We start from the raw sequence: 18305 nt of genomic DNA on the forward strand, positions 1-18305 counted from the left end.
CATGAGTCTAATTTTATATTTAGGTGATAATAATGAATAACCGAAAACAGCAAGTTGTAAAAAATGCACACCATCTCTTCGTTGAAAAAGGATTTCAAGCTACGTCTATTCAAGACATCATTGATTATAGCGGCATTTCAAAAGGAACATTCTACAACTATTTTTCTTCAAAAAATGAATTATTAATCGCTGTTTTTACATGGCTTCATACGACCATTGAACAAGAGCGGAATCAGCTGCTGGTTGGTAAAAGTCTGACCGATGTAGATGTATTTATTAAACAGATCGATGCACAGATGAAAAACCATCACAAACACAAATTTTTTACATTACTTGAAGAAGTATTTGTTTCCAATGACCCTGATTTAAAAGCATACATAAAAAAAACCCAGTTTATTGAAGTAAACTGGTTCTACAAACGGTTCATTGATTTATTTGGTCAAGAAAAGAAACCTTACCTGCTAGATTGTGCAATTATGTTTCTTGGCATGCTTCACCGCAACTTTCACTATAACTTTATGGTCAATGGTACAAAGACTGATCCCCATGAGATTATAACTTACAGCGTTAAGCGTCTGCTTCCTCTTGTAGACGAAGTAGCAAATTCAGGAGACATTTTGCTCGATCCGCAAACGATTAAAGAATGGCTTCCATCTTGCCCAAATACTAAAAATCAAATAGAACAGGACATTTCCGCAGCACTTATCGATTTAAAAAAGCAGGTTCACAAACAATTTACGGATGAATTTGAACGTCAAAAATGTACAGAGCTTATTAGTTTTATTGAAGAAGAGCTGTTTAAACAGTCGACTCCCCGCAAGTTTGTTGTGGATAGTGCCCTTCATTCATTAAAGCAGCTGCCTGTTAACAACAGTAAAACGAACCTAGAGGAACTGCAAACGATGATTGATCAGTATGTGAGTGAACTTCAATCAACAGCTAGAAGCAACTAAACATATGAAATTAACGCTCACCATGACAACAAAAAACGAACGATTATGATTTTTTAATTAATCGTTCGTTTTTTTGTAATTCCAACTAAAATACTTTTATCCCAGCCTCTTTTTTATTTTCCTCCAGTAAACGAAATTCCTTTAATGAAATATTTGTTAAAAAACGCATAAATGAGCAAAATTGGAAGTGTAAAAACCATGGAAGCTGCCATAATATAGTTCCAATAACTGATATACTGACCTTTAAATGTGTTAAGGCCTAAAGTCAACGTGAACATATTTTCATCAGACATCACAATTAAAGGCTTCATAAAATCATTCCAAAACCCCATAAATACAAAAATCGTTTGTGCTGCTAAGGCAGGTTTTGCAAGTGGAAGGACTATTTTGAAGAATGTTCCAAACTTCGATAACCCATCCAACTCCGCTGCTTCTTCAAGCTCTTTTGGGAAATTAATAAAAAATTGACGCATCATAAATATAAAAGTCGCATTTACCATTCCCGGTACAATCATTCCCTGATAGGTATTTAACCAGCCTAACTCTTTTAAAATTAAAAAATTAGGAATCATCGTTACTTGTCCAGGAATCATAAGCACCGCTAAAATAATAATAAATAAACTTTTCTTTCCCGGGAAACTGAGGCGTGCAAGGGCATAACCAGCCATTGAGTTAAATAGCAAATTCAGAGCTGTTCCTACTACGGCAATAAATAAGCTATTAAACATCCAGCGAGGGAACAGCTTTTGTTCCACAAAAATTTGTTTATAGTTGTCTAGCGTAAAGTGTTTCGGAATAAAGTTCACCGTACCTGACACAATTTCTTCTAGCGTTTTAAAAGAAGCGGACAGCGCCCAAATAAATGGAATCAGAGTAATCAGCGCGTATATGCTTAAAATCGTATATAAAATGAGGACTCCTGTTTTTTTCTTCATCTTTTTCTCCCCCCCTTAGTACATACTTTCTTCTTTTGAAAACTTTCTCTGAATAACCGTTGCCACCAAAATCACGAGCGCCAGCATAAAGGCTAGTGCTGCAGCATACCCCATAGTACCTAAATTTTTAAATGCATATTGATAAATAAGCAGAACAACAGTCAGAGTCGAGTTATTAGGACCTCCTGAACCTCCTGAGAAAATAAACGATTGATCAAATAACTGAAACGTACCAATCAGTCCCATGATCACTACGAATGATGTAACCGGTCGCAGATTCGGAACTGTAATATGCCAAAATCGTTGAAATACATTAGCCCCATCTAACTGAGCTGCTTCATAAAGCGAATCTGGTACGTCTTGCAAAGCTGCCAAATAAATAACCATAAAAAATGGAGCTGTTGCCCAGATGTTCATAATCATAATGGCAATCAAAGCGACCTGAGGATCTCCAAGCCAATTGTAAGTTGGAAGACCAACAAACTTTAAAAACTCGTTCACAATTCCATTTTGATTGTACATCCACATAAAAATAAGCGTTAATACAGCCGATGATGTAAGTGTAGGTAAAAAATAAATAATGCGAAAAACTTTTTCTGCTTTTAGCCCTGCATTTAATGTGGCAGCCAGTATAAGTGCCAATGCGGTTTGTACCGGTACAACAATTACTACATACTTCACCGTATTCCAAAGAGCAATTTTAGCTTTCTCATCTTCAAGAACCTTCATGTAGTTCTCAAGCCCTCGAAAATGGAACTCAGTTCCTCCCAGCAATTGAACTTTATGTAAAGACAAAAAGATGGCATAAAAAATAGGTGCAATAACAAACAGCAATAGTACAAACAGTGTAGGCGTCATAAAAGCATATCCTTGCCCTACATCACGAGGTTTGTACGTTCGTATTTTTCCGTTTTTCATTTCCTCCACTCCCCCGCCGAGCCTTATTCGTAAATACTAATCTCTTGATTTGCCTGCTTTTGTGCTTTTTTCAAAGCTGTCTCTAAATCACTTTGTCCCAAAAAGGCGCTTAAAAACTGGTTATTAAAGTTATTCATGATAATAGGCAAATACGGACCATCTTGCCAGACAGTTGCATAAGCAGCTCCTTTTACTAATGGACCTCGTTTTTCGTCTTCAGCAAAACCAAGCTTATCCGCTACGGATTTTCTTGTTGGCAATGCATAACCCTTGCTTGTCCAAGTTTCCATTCCTTCTTTCCCGGTTAAGTACTGAATGAGCTCCCAAGATGCTTTTTTCTTTTTTGAGTCAGCATTCATTACATACGCGACCGTAAATGCCATCGTATTTTTATGACCGTTTATTGTCGGAACTTCCGCTGTACCGTAATCAAGTTTTGGGAAGGACTCCTGTAAAAATGGAATCATCCAATTCCCTTCAATCACCATAGCTACTTTTTGTTGTGCAAACATGTCCGTACCTGAATTTGCGCCTACATCAGAGGGCTGTACAGACGTTTTATCTTTTAAATGCTGATCGATGAGCGGCTGAAGAGAATCCACGACTTCTTTCGTAGCAAAGTTTGCCTTATTGCTCTTTACAATGTCTCCTCCGTTTGCCTGCGCCATGTAGAAGATACGCGCTAATTCCGGCGTAACACCAAACGCTTGAATCCCTTTCTTTTTAAATACTTTTGAAACTTCTTTAAACTCATCCCATGTTTTTGGTACTTCTACTCCTGCTTCTTTAAATAGCTTTTTGTTGTAAAATAAGCCTAATGTGGAGTAATCTTTTGGAAAACCATAAGTCTCTCCATTTTTTTGAAACGCTTTCAATAATGGTTTCTCAAAATCCTGAACATCAAAATCAGATTTTACATAAGAATTTAAAGGTTCTAAAACCCCTGTATTAATAAGACCCGGCGCTTCAAGTGCATCAAGATAAAAAACATCTGGACCATTTCCACCTATTAAACGCGTTTTTAGAATATCCATGTATTGATCAGTGATTACTTCATGCTTCACATGAATTGATGGATGGAGTTTTTCAAAGTCTTGAATAGTTTGATTAAGCAGCTTCGTCTCTGTTGGGTTGCCTCCCCAGCCGGCTAATACAATTTCGACTTGACCATTTTCCCCGGAAACTTCTTGTACATTTGAACATCCAGTTAAAGCTGCTCCAGCCACTGCCAGAACCAAACTTAAAGCGAGTATCCACTTCTTCATTAGCTGTCTCCTTTCATTTCATTGACCTGCGGCTTATTAATTGACGCTTAATAAGCCGCGGTCGAAGTAACATTAACCTACATAATTTCTTACCTTACATTGAGATAGAAGCTCGTATTTTGTCGTATTTTCTTTCACGTAAATAATAGTTTCGCTTTCTTCTTTTTTAACCGTTAATGAAAGTTTCCCACTGCCAATCACAAGGTTTTCTACAGAGATTTCATTCATATCGTCTATGAACAAAGGATTTATCTGTATAGTACCTGCTGTACTATCAGGAAACAGTCTTAGCATCGCCTGTACGAAAGCTAAAGGCGTTCCGGCTGCCCAAGCTTGAGGTGAGCAGGCAACGGGATATTTGACAGGCTTGCCAAGGTTACTTGAATAGCCGCAGAATAACTCTGGAAGGCGGTCGTATTCAAAATGCTCAGCTGCATCAACCAGCCCTTTTATCACTTTATTGACTTCTGTTTGCTTGTTCGCTTTACTCAAACCGAGAACAATTAAACTATTATCGTGCGGCCAAATGCTCCCGTCATGATAACTCATTGGATTATAACCCGCTTCTCCTTCTGCCATTGTACGAATTCCATATCCCGAAAACATAGATTCTGATACTAGCCTTTCCGCTACTTTGTTCAGCTTCTCCTCATCCATCATCTCGGCTAAAAGTACATGACCTGGATTTGACGTAATCGTTCCTACTTGATGTTTATGTTCATCAAGTGCAATGGCATAGAATGACACGTCTTCCATCCAAAAGGCTTCATTGAACTTTTTACGCAGCAGCTCAGCTTCTTCACGTAAACTATTTGCTTCATTTGTTTTGTTTAACTGATCATACAAAGAAGCAATACCCATTTTCGCTTGATATACGTAGCCTTGTACTTCCACTAAAGCAATAGGAGTTTTTGCATATTCACCGCTGCGATGGACAACAGAATCCCCTGAGTCTTTCCATCCTTGGTTAGCAATTCCTTTACTTGATTCTTGATGGTATTCAAGAAATAAATCACCGTCTCGATCTCCATATTCATTGATCCATGTCAAAGCTCCATCGACAGTCATTTGCATTTCTTTTACAAACTCGAAGTCTCCCGTCCACTTCACATATTCCGTTAACAAAATTAAAAATAATGGTGTCGCGTCAACTGTTCCGTAATATGGAGTAAAAGGTATTTGATTTGTGTTGGCTAGTTCTCCGTAACGTATTTCATGCATAATTTTACCCGGCTGTTCATCACGCCATGGATCATTTGCCGTTCCTTGATATGCTGCCATAGTACGTAGCGTTCCTTTTGCTACTTCCGGATTAAAAGCCAGCATTTGAAGCGCTGCAATTAGACTATCCCTTCCAAATGGCACACCAAACCAAGGCAATCCAGCTACAGGAAAAGCACCGAATCCTACATCCGTTAGCAGTACGCGCAGGTCGTTAAGTCCTCTTGTAATAAGGCGCTGCATTGTCGGATGATCGGTTGTCACTTTTGTAGAAGATTTTTCCCACTTTTTATATGACTGCGTTAGTAAACTAAATGCTTCACCAGCTGATAAAATATTTTCATTGATGTCTTCGCCCATTTGCGGCTGAACCATTAATGTAATTTCTTCTTCTTCCTGATGGTTCAGTTCGAAAGAAAACATAACCTCTCCTTGTTCATACACGTGTGAGGCTTTTTTATCCCAAGAAATCCATGTCGAACGCTTGATATCATCTGATCCTTCGTATGTATATATTAAACTGCTTTCCCCTTTTATTTGCCCTGTTCTTTTTCCGACATTTCCAGTTTGAAAACCTCTTACGATAAACATATCGTTAAAATCGACATCTGCTTGGATACTTAATGTAAAAGCAATTTTTTTAGGAAAATAACTTTTCAATTTTATTTTTTCATAGAAAACACCCTCATATATAAAGCGTTTTCTTTCTATTTCTACAGACTCTCGCCACAGCGATAGTTCTCCTTCTTTTTCCATATGCGGATTAGTAAGAAGAATTGTGGCTAACAGGTTTTCGTCGGCACTTGAGGACAATAACACAGGATCTGTACCGTTAATTTTCAAATGAAATTTGCTCAAAAAACGCGTATCTTTCATATATAGCCCTAAACCATACTGATGGTTTTCAGTGATATTTCCTGCTTGATCTGTTAGTAAAAATAAGTCATTTTCTTTAATCACACGGTAATCCATTTCCATCCCCCTAAATTTTACCGAAACGTTTTGGAAAAACGAAGCACAAAACCGAAACGTTTCGGTTTTTACATTATATAAAAACCACTAGCCGTGGTTTTTAGCTGTTGATTCTCGAATAATCAGCTGTGTATCAAGATAACGCTTCATATTTGTTTCTTTCCCTTCTAGCATCTCAATTAGTAAATCTGCAGCTTCATAGCCAATCTGATATACTTCCTGCCCTACAGTCGTCAAATTTGGAGACGAGTAAGAAGCAAGAACAATATTATCATATCCGACAATCGAAACGTCTTTTGGTACATCAAGGCCAAGTTCTTTGCATGCTTTTAATGCTCCCAGTGCCATTAAATCACTTGCACAAAAAATAGCGGTGAGCTCTTTATACTTATTTAAAAGCTCACTGGCAGCTTTCTCTGCTTTCTTTTCTTCAAACTTTCCGCTTACAACCCATTCAGACCGAAACGACAAACCGCATTCTTTGAGGGCTTGTCTGTATCCATTGAGACGTTCTTGGCTGACAAATGCGTCTTCATGTCCGTTAATCATCCCAATATTCTGATGGCCAAGACTCGCTAAATGTTCAACCGCTTTTTTAGCTCCCAAAGCATTATCGGTGGTGACATAGCCTACTGAACTAGAATGGACGGGAATATCAACTAAAACACAAGGAATATCGCTTTCTACTACTTCTTTTAAATAAGGATCTTCTTTTTTGATGCCCTGAATAATTGCCCCGTCCACTCTTCGCTCTCGACAAAGCTGAGTATACGTTTTTTCTCGCTGCATCATCGTGTTTGTATTAAATAAAATCAAGTCATACCCCAAAGTAGATGCACGCTCATTTACACCGCACAATACTTCAAACGTGAAATTATCTTTTACGCTCTCTCTGCTGATGCCTGAAACTAGTAGTCCAATTGTCTTTGACTTTTGCATAACCAATCCTCGAGCTAACGTATTGGGGCTATAGTCCAGCTCTCTTGCTACGGCTGCAATCTTTTGCCTTGTTTTTTCATTTACATCTGAATAACCATTTAAAGCCCGAGACACCGTTGTTACAGATACGCCGGCAACTCGCGCTATATCTTTAATCGTTGTCAATCAAAATTCCTCCAAAACGTTTCGGATAACTTTAAATAGATTGTAACGCTTTCATTTCTTAAATTCAATACTTTTTTAATAATCAGTTTACTTTTATCTATTTTTAAAATTTTTGCATATAAAAAGAGCAGCCCTAAAGCTGCTCTTTACTCACAAAGGGGAAATTGAAGTGAAAAGCACGTTTCTTTTCCTTTTACGCTAGACACACTTACTTTTCCCTTCATATAATGAATAATACTGAAAGATACCATCGTTCCAAGCCCCGTACCTTTTTCTTTTGTTGTAAAATACGGTTCGCCTAACCGGTTGATTTGTTCTTGCGTCATACCGCAGCCTGTATCCATAATATCAACGATCACAACTCCACCTTCTTTTCCTACTTTAATAGTTAACGTGCCTCCGTTTTGCATGGCTTCAATACTATTTTTAAATAAGTTGATTAGACACTGCTGAAGCTTTCTTCTTTCTCCCATTACGAAGAACTTCACTTCTTCATCGAATGTAAAATCAATCGCGACTCCGTTCATATTGGCAAGAGGCGTCATAATATGGGTGACGTGATGAATTTCTTCTGACATATTCATTTTTTCATTTCGTTCTGGAGCGGAATTGGCAAATAGCAAGTAATCATCAATGATTTCTTTTGCGCGGTCTAGTTCATTAATAGCAATCGAAATGTAGCGTTTTTTAGCAGGTTCTTTTTCATCTTCTTGCAGCATTTGCATAAATCCTCTGCTTGCAGTTAGAGGATTTCGCACCTCATGAGAGATGCTGGCGGCTAAATGACTGACAATTTCTAGCTTTTCTGCTTTCATTAGGCGCTGCAGCACTAATAAATTTGCCCGTATCGCTTCCCACAGTATGGTAATCACAAACATGCCTGCCACATCTAAAACAGCGAACTGAACCCACACGCTAATAGGAATGCTTGTTACGTGTAAGATGAAAATAGATACAAGCATAGCTAATAAAGAACCAATTACACTAAGACAGGTGCTCACGATAATTCTATTTTTTAATGAGAAATGTAAAAAGTATTTTGTTATGAAAAATAAAGGAATGGATAAAATCGGAAGAGCAATTAATGTTGATAAAAACCCTACATCGTACCCGCCAATTAGCAAGCGCAGCAGTAAAATAAAGACAAAAAGCAAGCTTCCTAGCGGCCAGCCTCCATATAACGTTCCTAAAATATAAGGAATTCTTCGTAAATCCATTCGATAGTCATCCGGGACATAAGCTCCGTTAACCGGAAACAAAAGGCAAAAGGTAATAGCTAAAATCGGAAATACCGCGATATAGTGATCTTTCCACCAATGAACTTTTTTAGCATACTTGATCAAATAAAACATCTGCACTAAAAACAGCGCCAATAAAATAAATAAAAAATTAATTAACAAATCTTTCGTAACAAAACTCATGCATTCACCGGTCTTTCAAATGAGATAAAAATAAACTCTTTTATTGCATTTACATTTGTAACACAAATTAGAGCGTAATCATAGATAAATAAACGTATTCTATTTACTTTTTTATAACTTCCTATGACTTTATCGTCCGTTCCCTAAAATAGTGAAGACTAAGAAAACCTTTTCAACTTCACTAAAAATATTCAGAATTTTATTTACATATGAGTTACAATGCTCTATAATCAGATCAATGTACTTGGTTTTGAGAGTAGGAGGACAAAATATGGAACTATCAATTACCTTAATGGGATTATTCGTTGGAACCCTTGTAGGCTTAACGGGGGTTGGAGGTGCCGCTTTATTAACACCTTTACTGATTGTACTCGGCATTAACCCTTCCATTGCCGTAGGAACAGATCTTGTCTACAATTCTATCACAAAATTATTCGGAGTCGCTCAGCACTACAAACAGCGAACCATTAACTTTAAATTAGCAAAATATTTAGCTTTCGGAAGTATTCCGAGCGCTGTGCTGGCTATTGTCACACTTCATGCATTCCCATCTTTTCACGAGCATCAAGAAACGATTATTAAGCACGCTCTCGGGTACGTCATGACGCTGGTTGCCATCTCAATTATCTTTCGCGTCTTTTTTGATAAATTAATTCGCCCAAATCGGTTTCAGGAAATGGACTTAAATCAGAAAAAAGGATTAACAATCGGAATTGGCGTAGTCTTTGGGTTCATTGTCGGACTAACATCGATTGGTTCTGGCTCATTATTTGCCATTGCAATGCTGTACTTATTTAAGTTAAAAACATCTGAGCTGGTTGGTACTGATATTGCACATGCGTTTCTTCTCGTTACGGTGGCTGGTATTTTAAATGCAAGCTTTGGAAGCGTTGATTATATGTTGACTGCTAACCTATTAACTGGATCTATTCCGGGTGTGTTACTCGGAAGCCGTTTATCAACGAAAGTGCCTTCAAGACCGCTTCAAGCCATTATGGCGACCATCATTTTAATTAGCGGAATTAAACTAATTTAATAAATAAAAAGCACATGCCTTTGCATGTGCTTTTTATTAGTTTTTTTAAAGATCTACATTAAAAATAATAATGTTTTAAACCACCCTCTTCCCTTCTTATACACTTCAACTAATATCTTTATTGAATTTTAGTCAAAGAGACCAATGACACCTCAAACAACCTTACGTTAAAATGTAAAAAAACATAACATCTATTGTAACATCAAAAAAATTGTACGACGAAGGGAGAACACATGACACAAACAGCGGCAAAAAGTAAGAAAAAACCTTTTTATAAAGGTCTTTTCTTTCAAATTATGATGGCAATTGTACTTGGCGTAGCCGTAGGATATCTATGGCCAAGCTTTGGAAATGCTGTGAAACCGATTGGAGACGGTTTTATTAAGCTCATCAAAATGCTGATTGCTCCTCTTATCTTTGGGGTAGTCGTTGTCGGAATTGCCAAGGTTGGAAACATTAAAACAGTTGGGCGTATCGGTGGAAAAACCATTCTTTACTTCGAAATTGTCACAACATTCGCTCTACTTATCGGTCTATTAGTAGCAAACGTAATGAACCCCGGCGCCGGTATGAATGTTGATCCTTCAAGCTTAAGCACAACTGAAGTGGACGCGAAGACAAACGGCTCCGAACTTCCGAGCGAAGGTGATTTTTTTCTTAATATGATTCCAGACAGTGCAGTTGGTGCTTTTTCAAACAACTCCATGCTTCAAGTGCTTTTAATTTCGTGTTTGTTCGGAATCGCTCTTGTCCATATAGGTGGAAAAACAGCGGAGACCCTTCTACACGTATTAGAAAAAGTAAATGATGTGTTATTTAAAATTATGGGATACATCATGAAGTTAACGGCTCTTGCCACGTTTAGCGCCATGGCATTTGCGGTTAGTCAGTACGGTCTTGGAACACTTGCTGCATTTGGAAAGCTATTTATCGCTATGACAATTGCTTGTCTAGCATTTGTTCTTGTTTTAGCTGTTATTTTACGAACCTATTTAAAATTAAGCTTGTGGAAAGTTATTCTATATATACGAGAAGAAATTATGCTGGCATTTGCTACGGGTTCTACTGAAGCCGTTATGCCGCAGCTCATGGATAAATTTGAACAAGCAGGATGCAACAAAGCAGTCGTTGGCCTTGTTGTGCCTACGGGCTATTCGTTTAATCTAGACGGTGCTTCTATCTACCTGTCTCTTGCTCTCGTCTTTTTAGCACAAGCAACGGGCGTGGACTTGAGCCTCACTGATCAGCTTTTAATGCTTGGTGTTCTTCTTCTTACGTCTAAAGGAATGGCTGGCATTCCAGGATCAGCTTTTGTTGCTCTTTCTGCTACCGCAGCAGCAACTGGATCCATTCCGGTAGCTGCCGTTGCTCTGATGCTTGCTCCTGATCGCTTTATGGGTAATTACCGGACCACAGTTAATATTATTGGTTATGCGGTAGCTGCTTTTATTATCGCACGATGGGAAAATTTATTGGACCTACAAAAAGCCAATGATGTGCTGGACGGAAAAATTACGTATCAGCCCAAAAATGCTGAAATTCCTCTCCCTGAGAGTATTCCAGCAGCCAATGAAAAAGCATTTTAATAAAAAAAATTCCTGGCCGAGACAAGTCTATTTTGCTTGTTTTTCGGGCAGGAATTTAATTGTTACATGAAAGGCCTTTTGCTGAAATTTATTTTCTTCCAGTATTTTATATACCATTTGTTTAATCGTTTCTTGCGTTTTGGCATCAGCTGAAACGGAAGGCTCCATATACACATCCAGCTCTACTCTGTCTTTTGAATAAAGGGAAGAATTCACACCCCTTGATTCATAGCCCGCTTCAGTTAAACCGCTGCTGATTTTATGCCAAATATCCAGTTTGTCCATTTGTTTAATAACAGGCTTTGCTTCTTCGTACACTTGTGCTTGCTGAGTCTTGGAAACTTCTTCTTTTTTAATAAAAACTGCATATCCTGAACCTACTACTAAAAACGTCATGATAGCAAATGCTCGCATTCTTTTCATTCTCTCACCTCATTTAGAGATATAGATTATAAATATGCGAATAATTGCTACAGTATGACGGCTTGTATCTCTACTTCTTTTCCATTATACTCAGCAGTCGTTTAGAACCGGCGTGCACTTCTTCTATCATACTGTCAAACAGCTCTTGCACCGTTGGAATACTATCAATCAGTCCAACGACTTGGCCTGCCCATCCATAGCCTTCATCGATTTTATTTTCATAAATATACCGGCAGTTTGCCCCTCCGCTAATGACGTCTTTTAACTCTTCGTACCTCTCTCCTTGCTCCTCACGCTTAATAATGTCAAGAGTATAGTGGGACTTCAATACGCGTCCAGGTGCCCCGAACGAACGTTTAATAACCACGGTATCCGTTTCTTTTGCTTCCACAATAGCTTGTTTATACGCATCATGGGCATCTACACATTCTTTTGTCGCGATAAAACGTGTTCCCATTTCTATCCCTTCAGCGCCTAATGATAACGCTGCCAATAATCCTTGTCCGTTTCCAATCCCTCCGCTTGCCAAGACCGGAATTGACACAGCCGCAGCTACTCGAGGAATTAATACCATTGTGCCTAGATCCTCACGTCCAATATGCCCTCCGGCTTCTTGCCCTACTGCCATGACAGCATCTGCTCCTAGCTTCTCAGCTTTTTGAGCTTGACGTACGTTGGCTACCAGCACGAGCGTTTTAATTCCCGTTCCTTTTAATCTTTCAAAAATAGGTGCGGGATTTGCTCCTGTTATGGAAATAACCGGAACACCTTCTTCTACTGCTGCGTCGAGAAGTTCTTTATAAGAACCTTCTGTTTGACCTCCAACAGCAAAATTAACGCCAAAAGGACGCTCAGTTAAAGAACGTACTTTCTTAACTTCAGCTCGAAGTTTCTCAGGTGTTCGGAGCGTCATAGCTGTAATTTGTCCAAGCCCGCCTGCATTTGAGACAGCAGCCGCAAGTTCTGCGTACGCTAGATACGCAAGACCTCCTTGTACAATTGGATATTGAATTCCTAATAAATCTGTTACCCGTGTTTTCATCTATGTATCCCCTCTCCTTTTATTTTTGTATTTATGAATACTTATTCATAATCATAACAAGAAAATAACGGATTTCCTACGAAAAAATTCCAACATTTCTGTTTGCTTCAACTTTTGATAGGGTACACATTTTGTAATGATTATTAACTGAAGATCAAGGAGGAAGACAAGTATGACAAAAAAGCACCCTGTAAATGAAAAAAGCAAGCAAGAACAGCTCAAGCAGTTTAAAACAGACGATCGAAACCAAGCGCTCACAACCAATCAAGGGTTAAAGCTTTCCGAAGATGAATTTTCTTTAAAAGCAGGCGAACGTGGTCCAACCCTTATGGAAGACTTTCATTTCCGTGAAAAAATGACGCATTTTGACCACGAGCGCATTCCTGAACGCATCGTTCATGCACGAGGCTTCGCTGCTCACGGAGAATTTGAGCTGTATGACTCGCTCAGTGAATATACAAAAGCTAAATTTTTACAGAATCCGTCTGTAAAAACACCTGTATTTGTCCGTTTTTCTACTGTAGCAGGTTCTAAAGGTTCAGCTGAAACGGTTCGCGACGCACGTGGTTTTGCAACAAAATTTTATACAGAAGAAGGAAACTATGACTTAGTTGGAAATAACATTCCCGTGTTCTTTATCCAAGATGCGATTAAATTCCCGGATTTAATTCACGCTGTTAAGCCTGAGCCACACAACGAAATGCCTCAGGCGGCTTCAGCACATGATACGTTTTGGGATTTTGTCGCTAATAACCAAGAGTCTGCCCACATGGTCATGTGGACAATGTCAGACCGGGCAATTCCTCGCAGCTTGCGTATGATGGAAGGCTTCGGCGTACATACTTTTCGCTTAGTTAATGCAGAAGGAAAAGCTCATTTTGTCAAATTCCACTGGAAGCCTGTGCTCGGCACGCATTCCCTTGTTTGGGACGAGGCTCAAACAATTTCTGGGAAAGACCCTGATTTTCATCGCCGCGATTTATGGGAGTCAATTGAAAACGGAGACTATCCTGAATATGAGCTAGGGCTTCAAATCATAGCTGAGGAAGATGAATTTAAATTCGACTTTGACATTCTCGATCCAACTAAGCTTTGGCCAGAAGAAGACATTCCCGTCAAATTGGTTGGAAAAATGACCTTAAATCGAAATGTAGACAACGTATTTGCCGAAACGGAACAAGTCGCATTCCATCCGGGGCATGTAGTACCGGGAATTGATTTTTCCAATGATCCTCTCTTACAAGGAAGATTGTTTTCATACACGGATACCCAGCTTATTCGTCTTGGCGGCCCGAATTTTCACGAACTTCCAATCAACCGTCCAGTGTGCCCGTTCCATAACAATCAACGCGACGGTTACGGACGTCAAACGATTAACAAAGGGCCTGTCAGCTATCACAGAAACTCTCTTGCAGCCAATACGCCGGCTCCTGTACCAGAGTCAGAGGGCGGTTATGCTCACTATCAGGAAAAAGTGGAAGGAAGAAAAGTTCGAAGCCGAAGCGAAAGTTTTAAAGACCACTTTTCACAGGCAACGCTATTTTGGAATAGCATGAGCGACCCTGAAAAAGAGCATATTATCAGTGCTTTCAGCTTTGAGCTTGGAAAAGTGAAAAGCAAGTCTGTTCAGCAACAGGTTGTTGATATGTTTGCCAACGTCAGTACAGTGCTAGCTAAACAAGTGGCACAAGCGATTGGTGCAACGCCTCCATCAGGAGAAGACGCGCCAGTGACCAAGTCGTCTCCGGCTCTTAGTCAGGAACAGACGATTAAAAAGCCGAATACGCGTAAAGTAGCTGTCATTGTAGCTAATGACTTTAGCGGTGACCTACCACAAGTGTTAAACAGTTTAAAACAACAGGGCATTCAGCCTGAAATTGTAAGCACAACCCTCCAAAACGTAAAAGGAACAGACGGGTCAGAACTTGAAGTACAGCACACGTTCTTAACAAGTGATTCTGTCTTATTCGATGCGGTTTATGTTGTCGGAAGTTCGTCAGCTGATGAGAAGTTTCGTAAAGAAGCACTGACGTTTGCTCAAGAAGCATTCGAGCATTTTAAACCAATTGGCGCCACAGATGAAAGTGTTAAGTGGCTAAAAGCTGCTGGCTTAGATAGTAGTCCCGGTGTCGTAACTGGAGATTCTACACGTTTTACAGATGAATTTGTTGAAGCTGTTTCAGCTCACCGCCACTGGAATCGTCACGTTATATAAATGACAAAAAAGATAGGGATCTTCCCTATCTTTTTTACATGGAGTCACAGCAATTGAAGAAAAGCCGATTTTTTGCTTATACTAGATAATGCACCTTAGATTTTCAGGAGGCAGAAAGAAGACATGCTCACAAACAAATCATCTTACTTTTTACAATTAACGAAACGATTCAAAAAAGCTGCAACGGCAAATTCAGTTATCCTTGGAATTTTGTTAGCTATTGTGGGAGGTTTTCTTGATGCTTATACGTATATAAGCAGAAACGGAGTATTTGCAAATGCACAAAGTGGAAATATCGTTTTATTAGGTATAAAGGCAGCGCAAGGTCAATGGACAGAAGCTTTTCTTCATATTCCCCCTATTGTAGCCTTTATCCTAGGCGTTGCTGTAACCGAAACATTTAAGCAGCCGCGATTTGTATCTGTACTCCCTGATACTTCTCGTATTGTATTGCTTTTAGAAATTGTCGTACTCATTATTGTTGGGTTTTTACCACCTAGTGTTCCTAATATGTTGGTTACAGTAACAATTTCATTTGTTGCTGCTCTTCAAGTTTCTTCATTTAGAACTTTGATAAAATGGTCATATAATACAACAATGACAACTGGAAACCTTCGTACTGCTTCTCAAGCAGCATACTATGCTATATTCAAACGCGACGAAAATGCTGCTTATCAGTGCCTTCGTTTTACGGCCATTATCCTCTCTTTTTTAAGTGGTGCATTGTTAGGCTCTATTTCTACTTTCACCCTCGGAACAAAAGCAATTTGGCTAGCTTCTGCTATTCTTTTTCTCGCTTTTGTCATTTTAAATTCAGAATCTCAAAAAAGCCTTTGAAATCAATGATTTCAAAGGCTTTTTTATTAAACTGATTTTCTAAATGCCATAACGTGCAAATCTTTTACCGGATAAAAATCGTTATCAGGAAAGCGAACGTAACCTCTTTTAGTGTACAGCTTAATGGCATGTTCCATTGAATGATCTGTATGTAAACCTAAATAAGAACACCCTAGCTCCCGAGATTTTTTTTCACACGCTTCAAGAAGCGCATTGGCGACTCCTTTTCGGCGATGAGATGGAGCAACTGCCAGCAGACGAATTTCAGCCCATGGAAATGGTTTTAATAACCCTCCATATACATCCGTATTCGGCGGATAAAACAAAACGCTTCCTGCCATTTCTCCATCGATTTCAGCTACCATGCATTCAAATTTCTTTTCTTCACTCAGGGTATGTAAAATTCCCTTTCGATATCTTTTCCAGTGTGCTTCCGATTTTACAGCTGCATATTGCTCATAAGCAGCAAGCGTTACTGTTTCAATAGATGATGTTTCTTCTTCTCTAGCTTTTCGAACGATCAATTTTTTCTCCTCCATTTACCTTCTTCGTTAATTCTTATTGTCTATGGTGAAGAATGTTTATGCAACACATTTGCATTGCGAAACAGCTTCCTTTGCATATATTTAATCCGTGCATTATGGTTTCTGAAGCAGTCTTTGTGCTGAAACTCTGCTTGTCTTCATATACATATAAAGAGATTCATAGACAAGGATGAGACAGCATGTACAAAAAATTAATTGCAATTGGAATTGGCAGTGTGTTTGTTAGTATCGGAATTAACGTTTTTATTCTTCCGCTTCAGCTTGTAACAGGAGGCATTACGGGAATTAGCTTAATCATTAATTATTTACTTGGCTATAAAGTAGGCGTGATGATTTTTTGCTTAAACTTGCCGATTTACCTTCTCGCTCTAGGTTTTAACCGCTCTTATTTTTTAAATGCTATCTATGGCATGGTTCTCTCAGCCGTTATGATTGATTTGCTGTTTCCGCTTCACGGGATTTTTCATCTTCCCATTATCTTAAGCGCTTGCCTTGGAGGCATTTTTAACGGAATCGGAACCGGCATCATGCTCCGGCAGCACGCAAGTCAAGGCGGGGTCGACTTATTTTCTCTGATACTTGCGAAATGGTTATCTTTAAACCCTGGCATCATCATTTTAGTGATTGACGCATCTATTATTATTTCAGGTATTTTACTGCTTCAAAACGATACAGCTATTTATTCATTATTCATTGTTGTATGCTCTGGTATAGTGACCAGTTTAATCACGTCATTCAAACGCATCATCGTCTATGTATAAAGAAAAGCCTCGAGACATGCGTCTGGAGGCTTTTCTTTATTTGTCATTTAAGAATTCTTGCAGCGCTTCTTTATTTTTATCTAAATCAATATCAAGCACCATACCAACGCCGCTATACGTTTTGTTTTCAAATGATCCGTCTAAAGGCAGTCGCAGGCTTTGAACGTCTTTCATGTTTCCTGTTACCACATCTTTAGCTAGAAGCATCATGCTTTTTGTATCTAAATTTGTATCGATGTAAGGATCCATTACGCCGAGAAGCTTCGGTATTTTAAACACGCTGTTTAGGCTTGCTACTTCATCTTTGAGCTTTAAAACGACTTCTTGCTGACGCTGAACGCGTCCAAAATCACTCATGTTATCATGGCGAAAACGTACGTAGCCAAGCAGCTGTTCACCGTGTAAAACTTGGGTACCTTTGTGAAGCGTCATACCAATTCCCGAAGACATATCGTGAGGCACGGTTACTTCAATGCCATCAGGCGCAATCGTATCTACAATTTTTGAAAATCCTTCGAAGTCCACAACTGCATAATAGTTAATATCAATATCAAAATTTTGTTTGATCGTTTGACGCAGCAGCTCAGGACCTCCGAACGCGTAAGCAGCATTCAGCTTTTGCTTGCCGTGTCCTGGAATATCCACGTACATATCCCTCATAAGAGAAACAATTTTCGGGTGTTTGCTTTTAGAATCGTAGTGAGCAATTAAAATAGAGTCTGTACGAGAATGCTTTTCCCCGCGCGAGTCACTTCCTAACAGCAGCATATTTACTTCTCCGTTATTCGGGAGACTGCCTTGAAACTGTTCAAATGTCGTGCCGTCATCCGCAAATTTACCATCGCTTGCCATCGATAGCCCTTGCTTATATTGGAAATAGCTGTATATGCCCCCAACGATAATAAAAATGAACAACAAAGCAAAGAACACTCTGCCCCATCGAACTCTTCTTCTTCTTTTGCGTCTTGTTCGCTCCACGTTTCTGTCACCAGCTTTCTTTTTCAATGAAGTTCTCATAAAACAAGCAAGTAGCTAAGCTTTTAAAAAGCTCCTCTACTTGCTTGTTTGGAT

At 39.0% G+C, this 18305-nt stretch carries 16 protein-coding genes; 6 read left to right on the plus strand and 10 right to left on the minus strand.

Annotated elements, in window-relative coordinates; all coding sequences use genetic code 11:
• The first annotated feature begins 32 nt into the window (after positions 1-32).
• Entirely contained in the window at positions 33-953 is a 921-nt protein-coding gene (locus WKH56_RS00290) for a TetR/AcrR family transcriptional regulator (protein WP_063248322.1), read from the plus strand.
• 113 nt (positions 954-1066) lie between these two features.
• On the opposite strand, the gene WKH56_RS00295 is transcribed toward WKH56_RS00290, so the two are convergent.
• From WKH56_RS00295 to WKH56_RS00320, 6 genes are all read right to left on the minus strand, one after another.
• Positions 1067-1888, minus strand: coding sequence for a carbohydrate ABC transporter permease (locus tag WKH56_RS00295; protein WP_014458643.1), 822 nt, complete (start codon positions 1886-1888; stop codon positions 1067-1069).
• A gap of 15 nt (positions 1889-1903) precedes the next feature.
• Positions 1904-2806 (minus strand): carbohydrate ABC transporter permease, encoded by a 903-nt coding sequence (locus WKH56_RS00300; RefSeq protein WP_048019944.1) that lies wholly within the window; start codon positions 2804-2806, stop codon positions 1904-1906.
• Between the two features lie 23 nt (positions 2807-2829).
• Complete coding sequence (locus WKH56_RS00305) at positions 2830-4071, minus strand: ABC transporter substrate-binding protein (RefSeq protein ID WP_048019943.1); 1242 nt, start codon at positions 4069-4071, stop codon at positions 2830-2832.
• 72 nt (positions 4072-4143) lie between these two features.
• A complete protein-coding gene (locus tag WKH56_RS00310) occupies positions 4144-6264 on the minus strand; it encodes an amylo-alpha-1,6-glucosidase (RefSeq protein ID WP_063248323.1) in 2121 nt (706 codons plus the stop codon).
• 87 nt (positions 6265-6351) lie between these two features.
• On the minus strand, positions 6352-7368 hold the full coding sequence (locus tag WKH56_RS00315; RefSeq protein ID WP_048019941.1) for a LacI family DNA-binding transcriptional regulator: 1017 nt from the start codon (positions 7366-7368) through the stop codon (positions 6352-6354).
• Between the two features lie 146 nt (positions 7369-7514).
• Positions 7515-8789 carry an ATP-binding protein gene (locus WKH56_RS00320; RefSeq protein ID WP_048019940.1) on the minus strand — a complete coding sequence of 425 codons (1275 nt, stop codon included), beginning with the start codon at positions 8787-8789 and terminating at the stop codon, positions 7515-7517.
• A 271-nt stretch (positions 8790-9060) separates the two neighbouring features.
• Between WKH56_RS00320 and WKH56_RS00325 the strand changes: the two genes are divergently transcribed.
• Positions 9061-9825, plus strand: a complete 765-nt coding sequence (locus tag WKH56_RS00325; protein WP_028415040.1) for a sulfite exporter TauE/SafE family protein — start codon at positions 9061-9063, stop codon at positions 9823-9825.
• 233 nt (positions 9826-10058) lie between these two features.
• Positions 10059-11411, plus strand: coding sequence for a cation:dicarboxylate symporter family transporter (locus tag WKH56_RS00330; protein ID WP_048019939.1), 1353 nt, complete (start codon positions 10059-10061; stop codon positions 11409-11411).
• Between the two features lie 27 nt (positions 11412-11438).
• On the opposite strand, the gene WKH56_RS00335 is transcribed toward WKH56_RS00330, so the two are convergent.
• Together WKH56_RS00335 and WKH56_RS00340 are read right to left on the minus strand one after the other, a co-directional pair.
• Positions 11439-11834 (minus strand): hypothetical protein, encoded by a 396-nt coding sequence (locus tag WKH56_RS00335; protein WP_048019938.1) that lies wholly within the window; start codon positions 11832-11834, stop codon positions 11439-11441.
• A 70-nt stretch (positions 11835-11904) separates the two neighbouring features.
• The gene (locus WKH56_RS00340) at positions 11905-12876 is read right to left on the minus strand and encodes an NAD(P)H-dependent flavin oxidoreductase (RefSeq protein WP_168761204.1); all 972 of its coding nucleotides are present in this window, start codon (positions 12874-12876) and stop codon (positions 11905-11907) included.
• Between the two features lie 172 nt (positions 12877-13048).
• On the opposite strand from WKH56_RS00340, the gene WKH56_RS00345 reads away from it, so the two are divergent.
• Both WKH56_RS00345 and WKH56_RS00350 read left to right on the plus strand, forming a co-directional pair.
• Positions 13049-15091 (plus strand): catalase, encoded by a 2043-nt coding sequence (locus tag WKH56_RS00345; protein ID WP_168761205.1) that lies wholly within the window; start codon positions 13049-13051, stop codon positions 15089-15091.
• Positions 15092-15214: 123 nt separating this feature from the next.
• Positions 15215-15928, plus strand: coding sequence for a YoaK family protein (locus WKH56_RS00350; RefSeq protein ID WP_048019935.1), 714 nt, complete (start codon positions 15215-15217; stop codon positions 15926-15928).
• 26 nt (positions 15929-15954) lie between these two features.
• On the opposite strand, the gene WKH56_RS00355 is transcribed toward WKH56_RS00350, so the two are convergent.
• The gene (locus WKH56_RS00355; protein ID WP_028415046.1) at positions 15955-16452 is read right to left on the minus strand and encodes a GNAT family N-acetyltransferase; all 498 of its coding nucleotides are present in this window, start codon (positions 16450-16452) and stop codon (positions 15955-15957) included.
• A 200-nt stretch (positions 16453-16652) separates the two neighbouring features.
• Here WKH56_RS00355 and WKH56_RS00360 point away from each other — a divergent pair, with 200 nt between their 5' ends.
• The gene (locus WKH56_RS00360; protein WP_033579900.1) at positions 16653-17234 is read left to right on the plus strand and encodes a YitT family protein; all 582 of its coding nucleotides are present in this window, start codon (positions 16653-16655) and stop codon (positions 17232-17234) included.
• Positions 17235-17270: 36 nt separating this feature from the next.
• Here the strand turns inward: WKH56_RS00360 and WKH56_RS00365 are convergent, their stop codons facing one another.
• Complete coding sequence (locus WKH56_RS00365) at positions 17271-18251, minus strand: LCP family protein (RefSeq protein WP_372452787.1); 981 nt, start codon at positions 18249-18251, stop codon at positions 17271-17273.
• Positions 18252-18305 lie beyond the last annotated feature (54 nt).

This window comes from Priestia sp. SB1, from assembly GCF_038898415.1.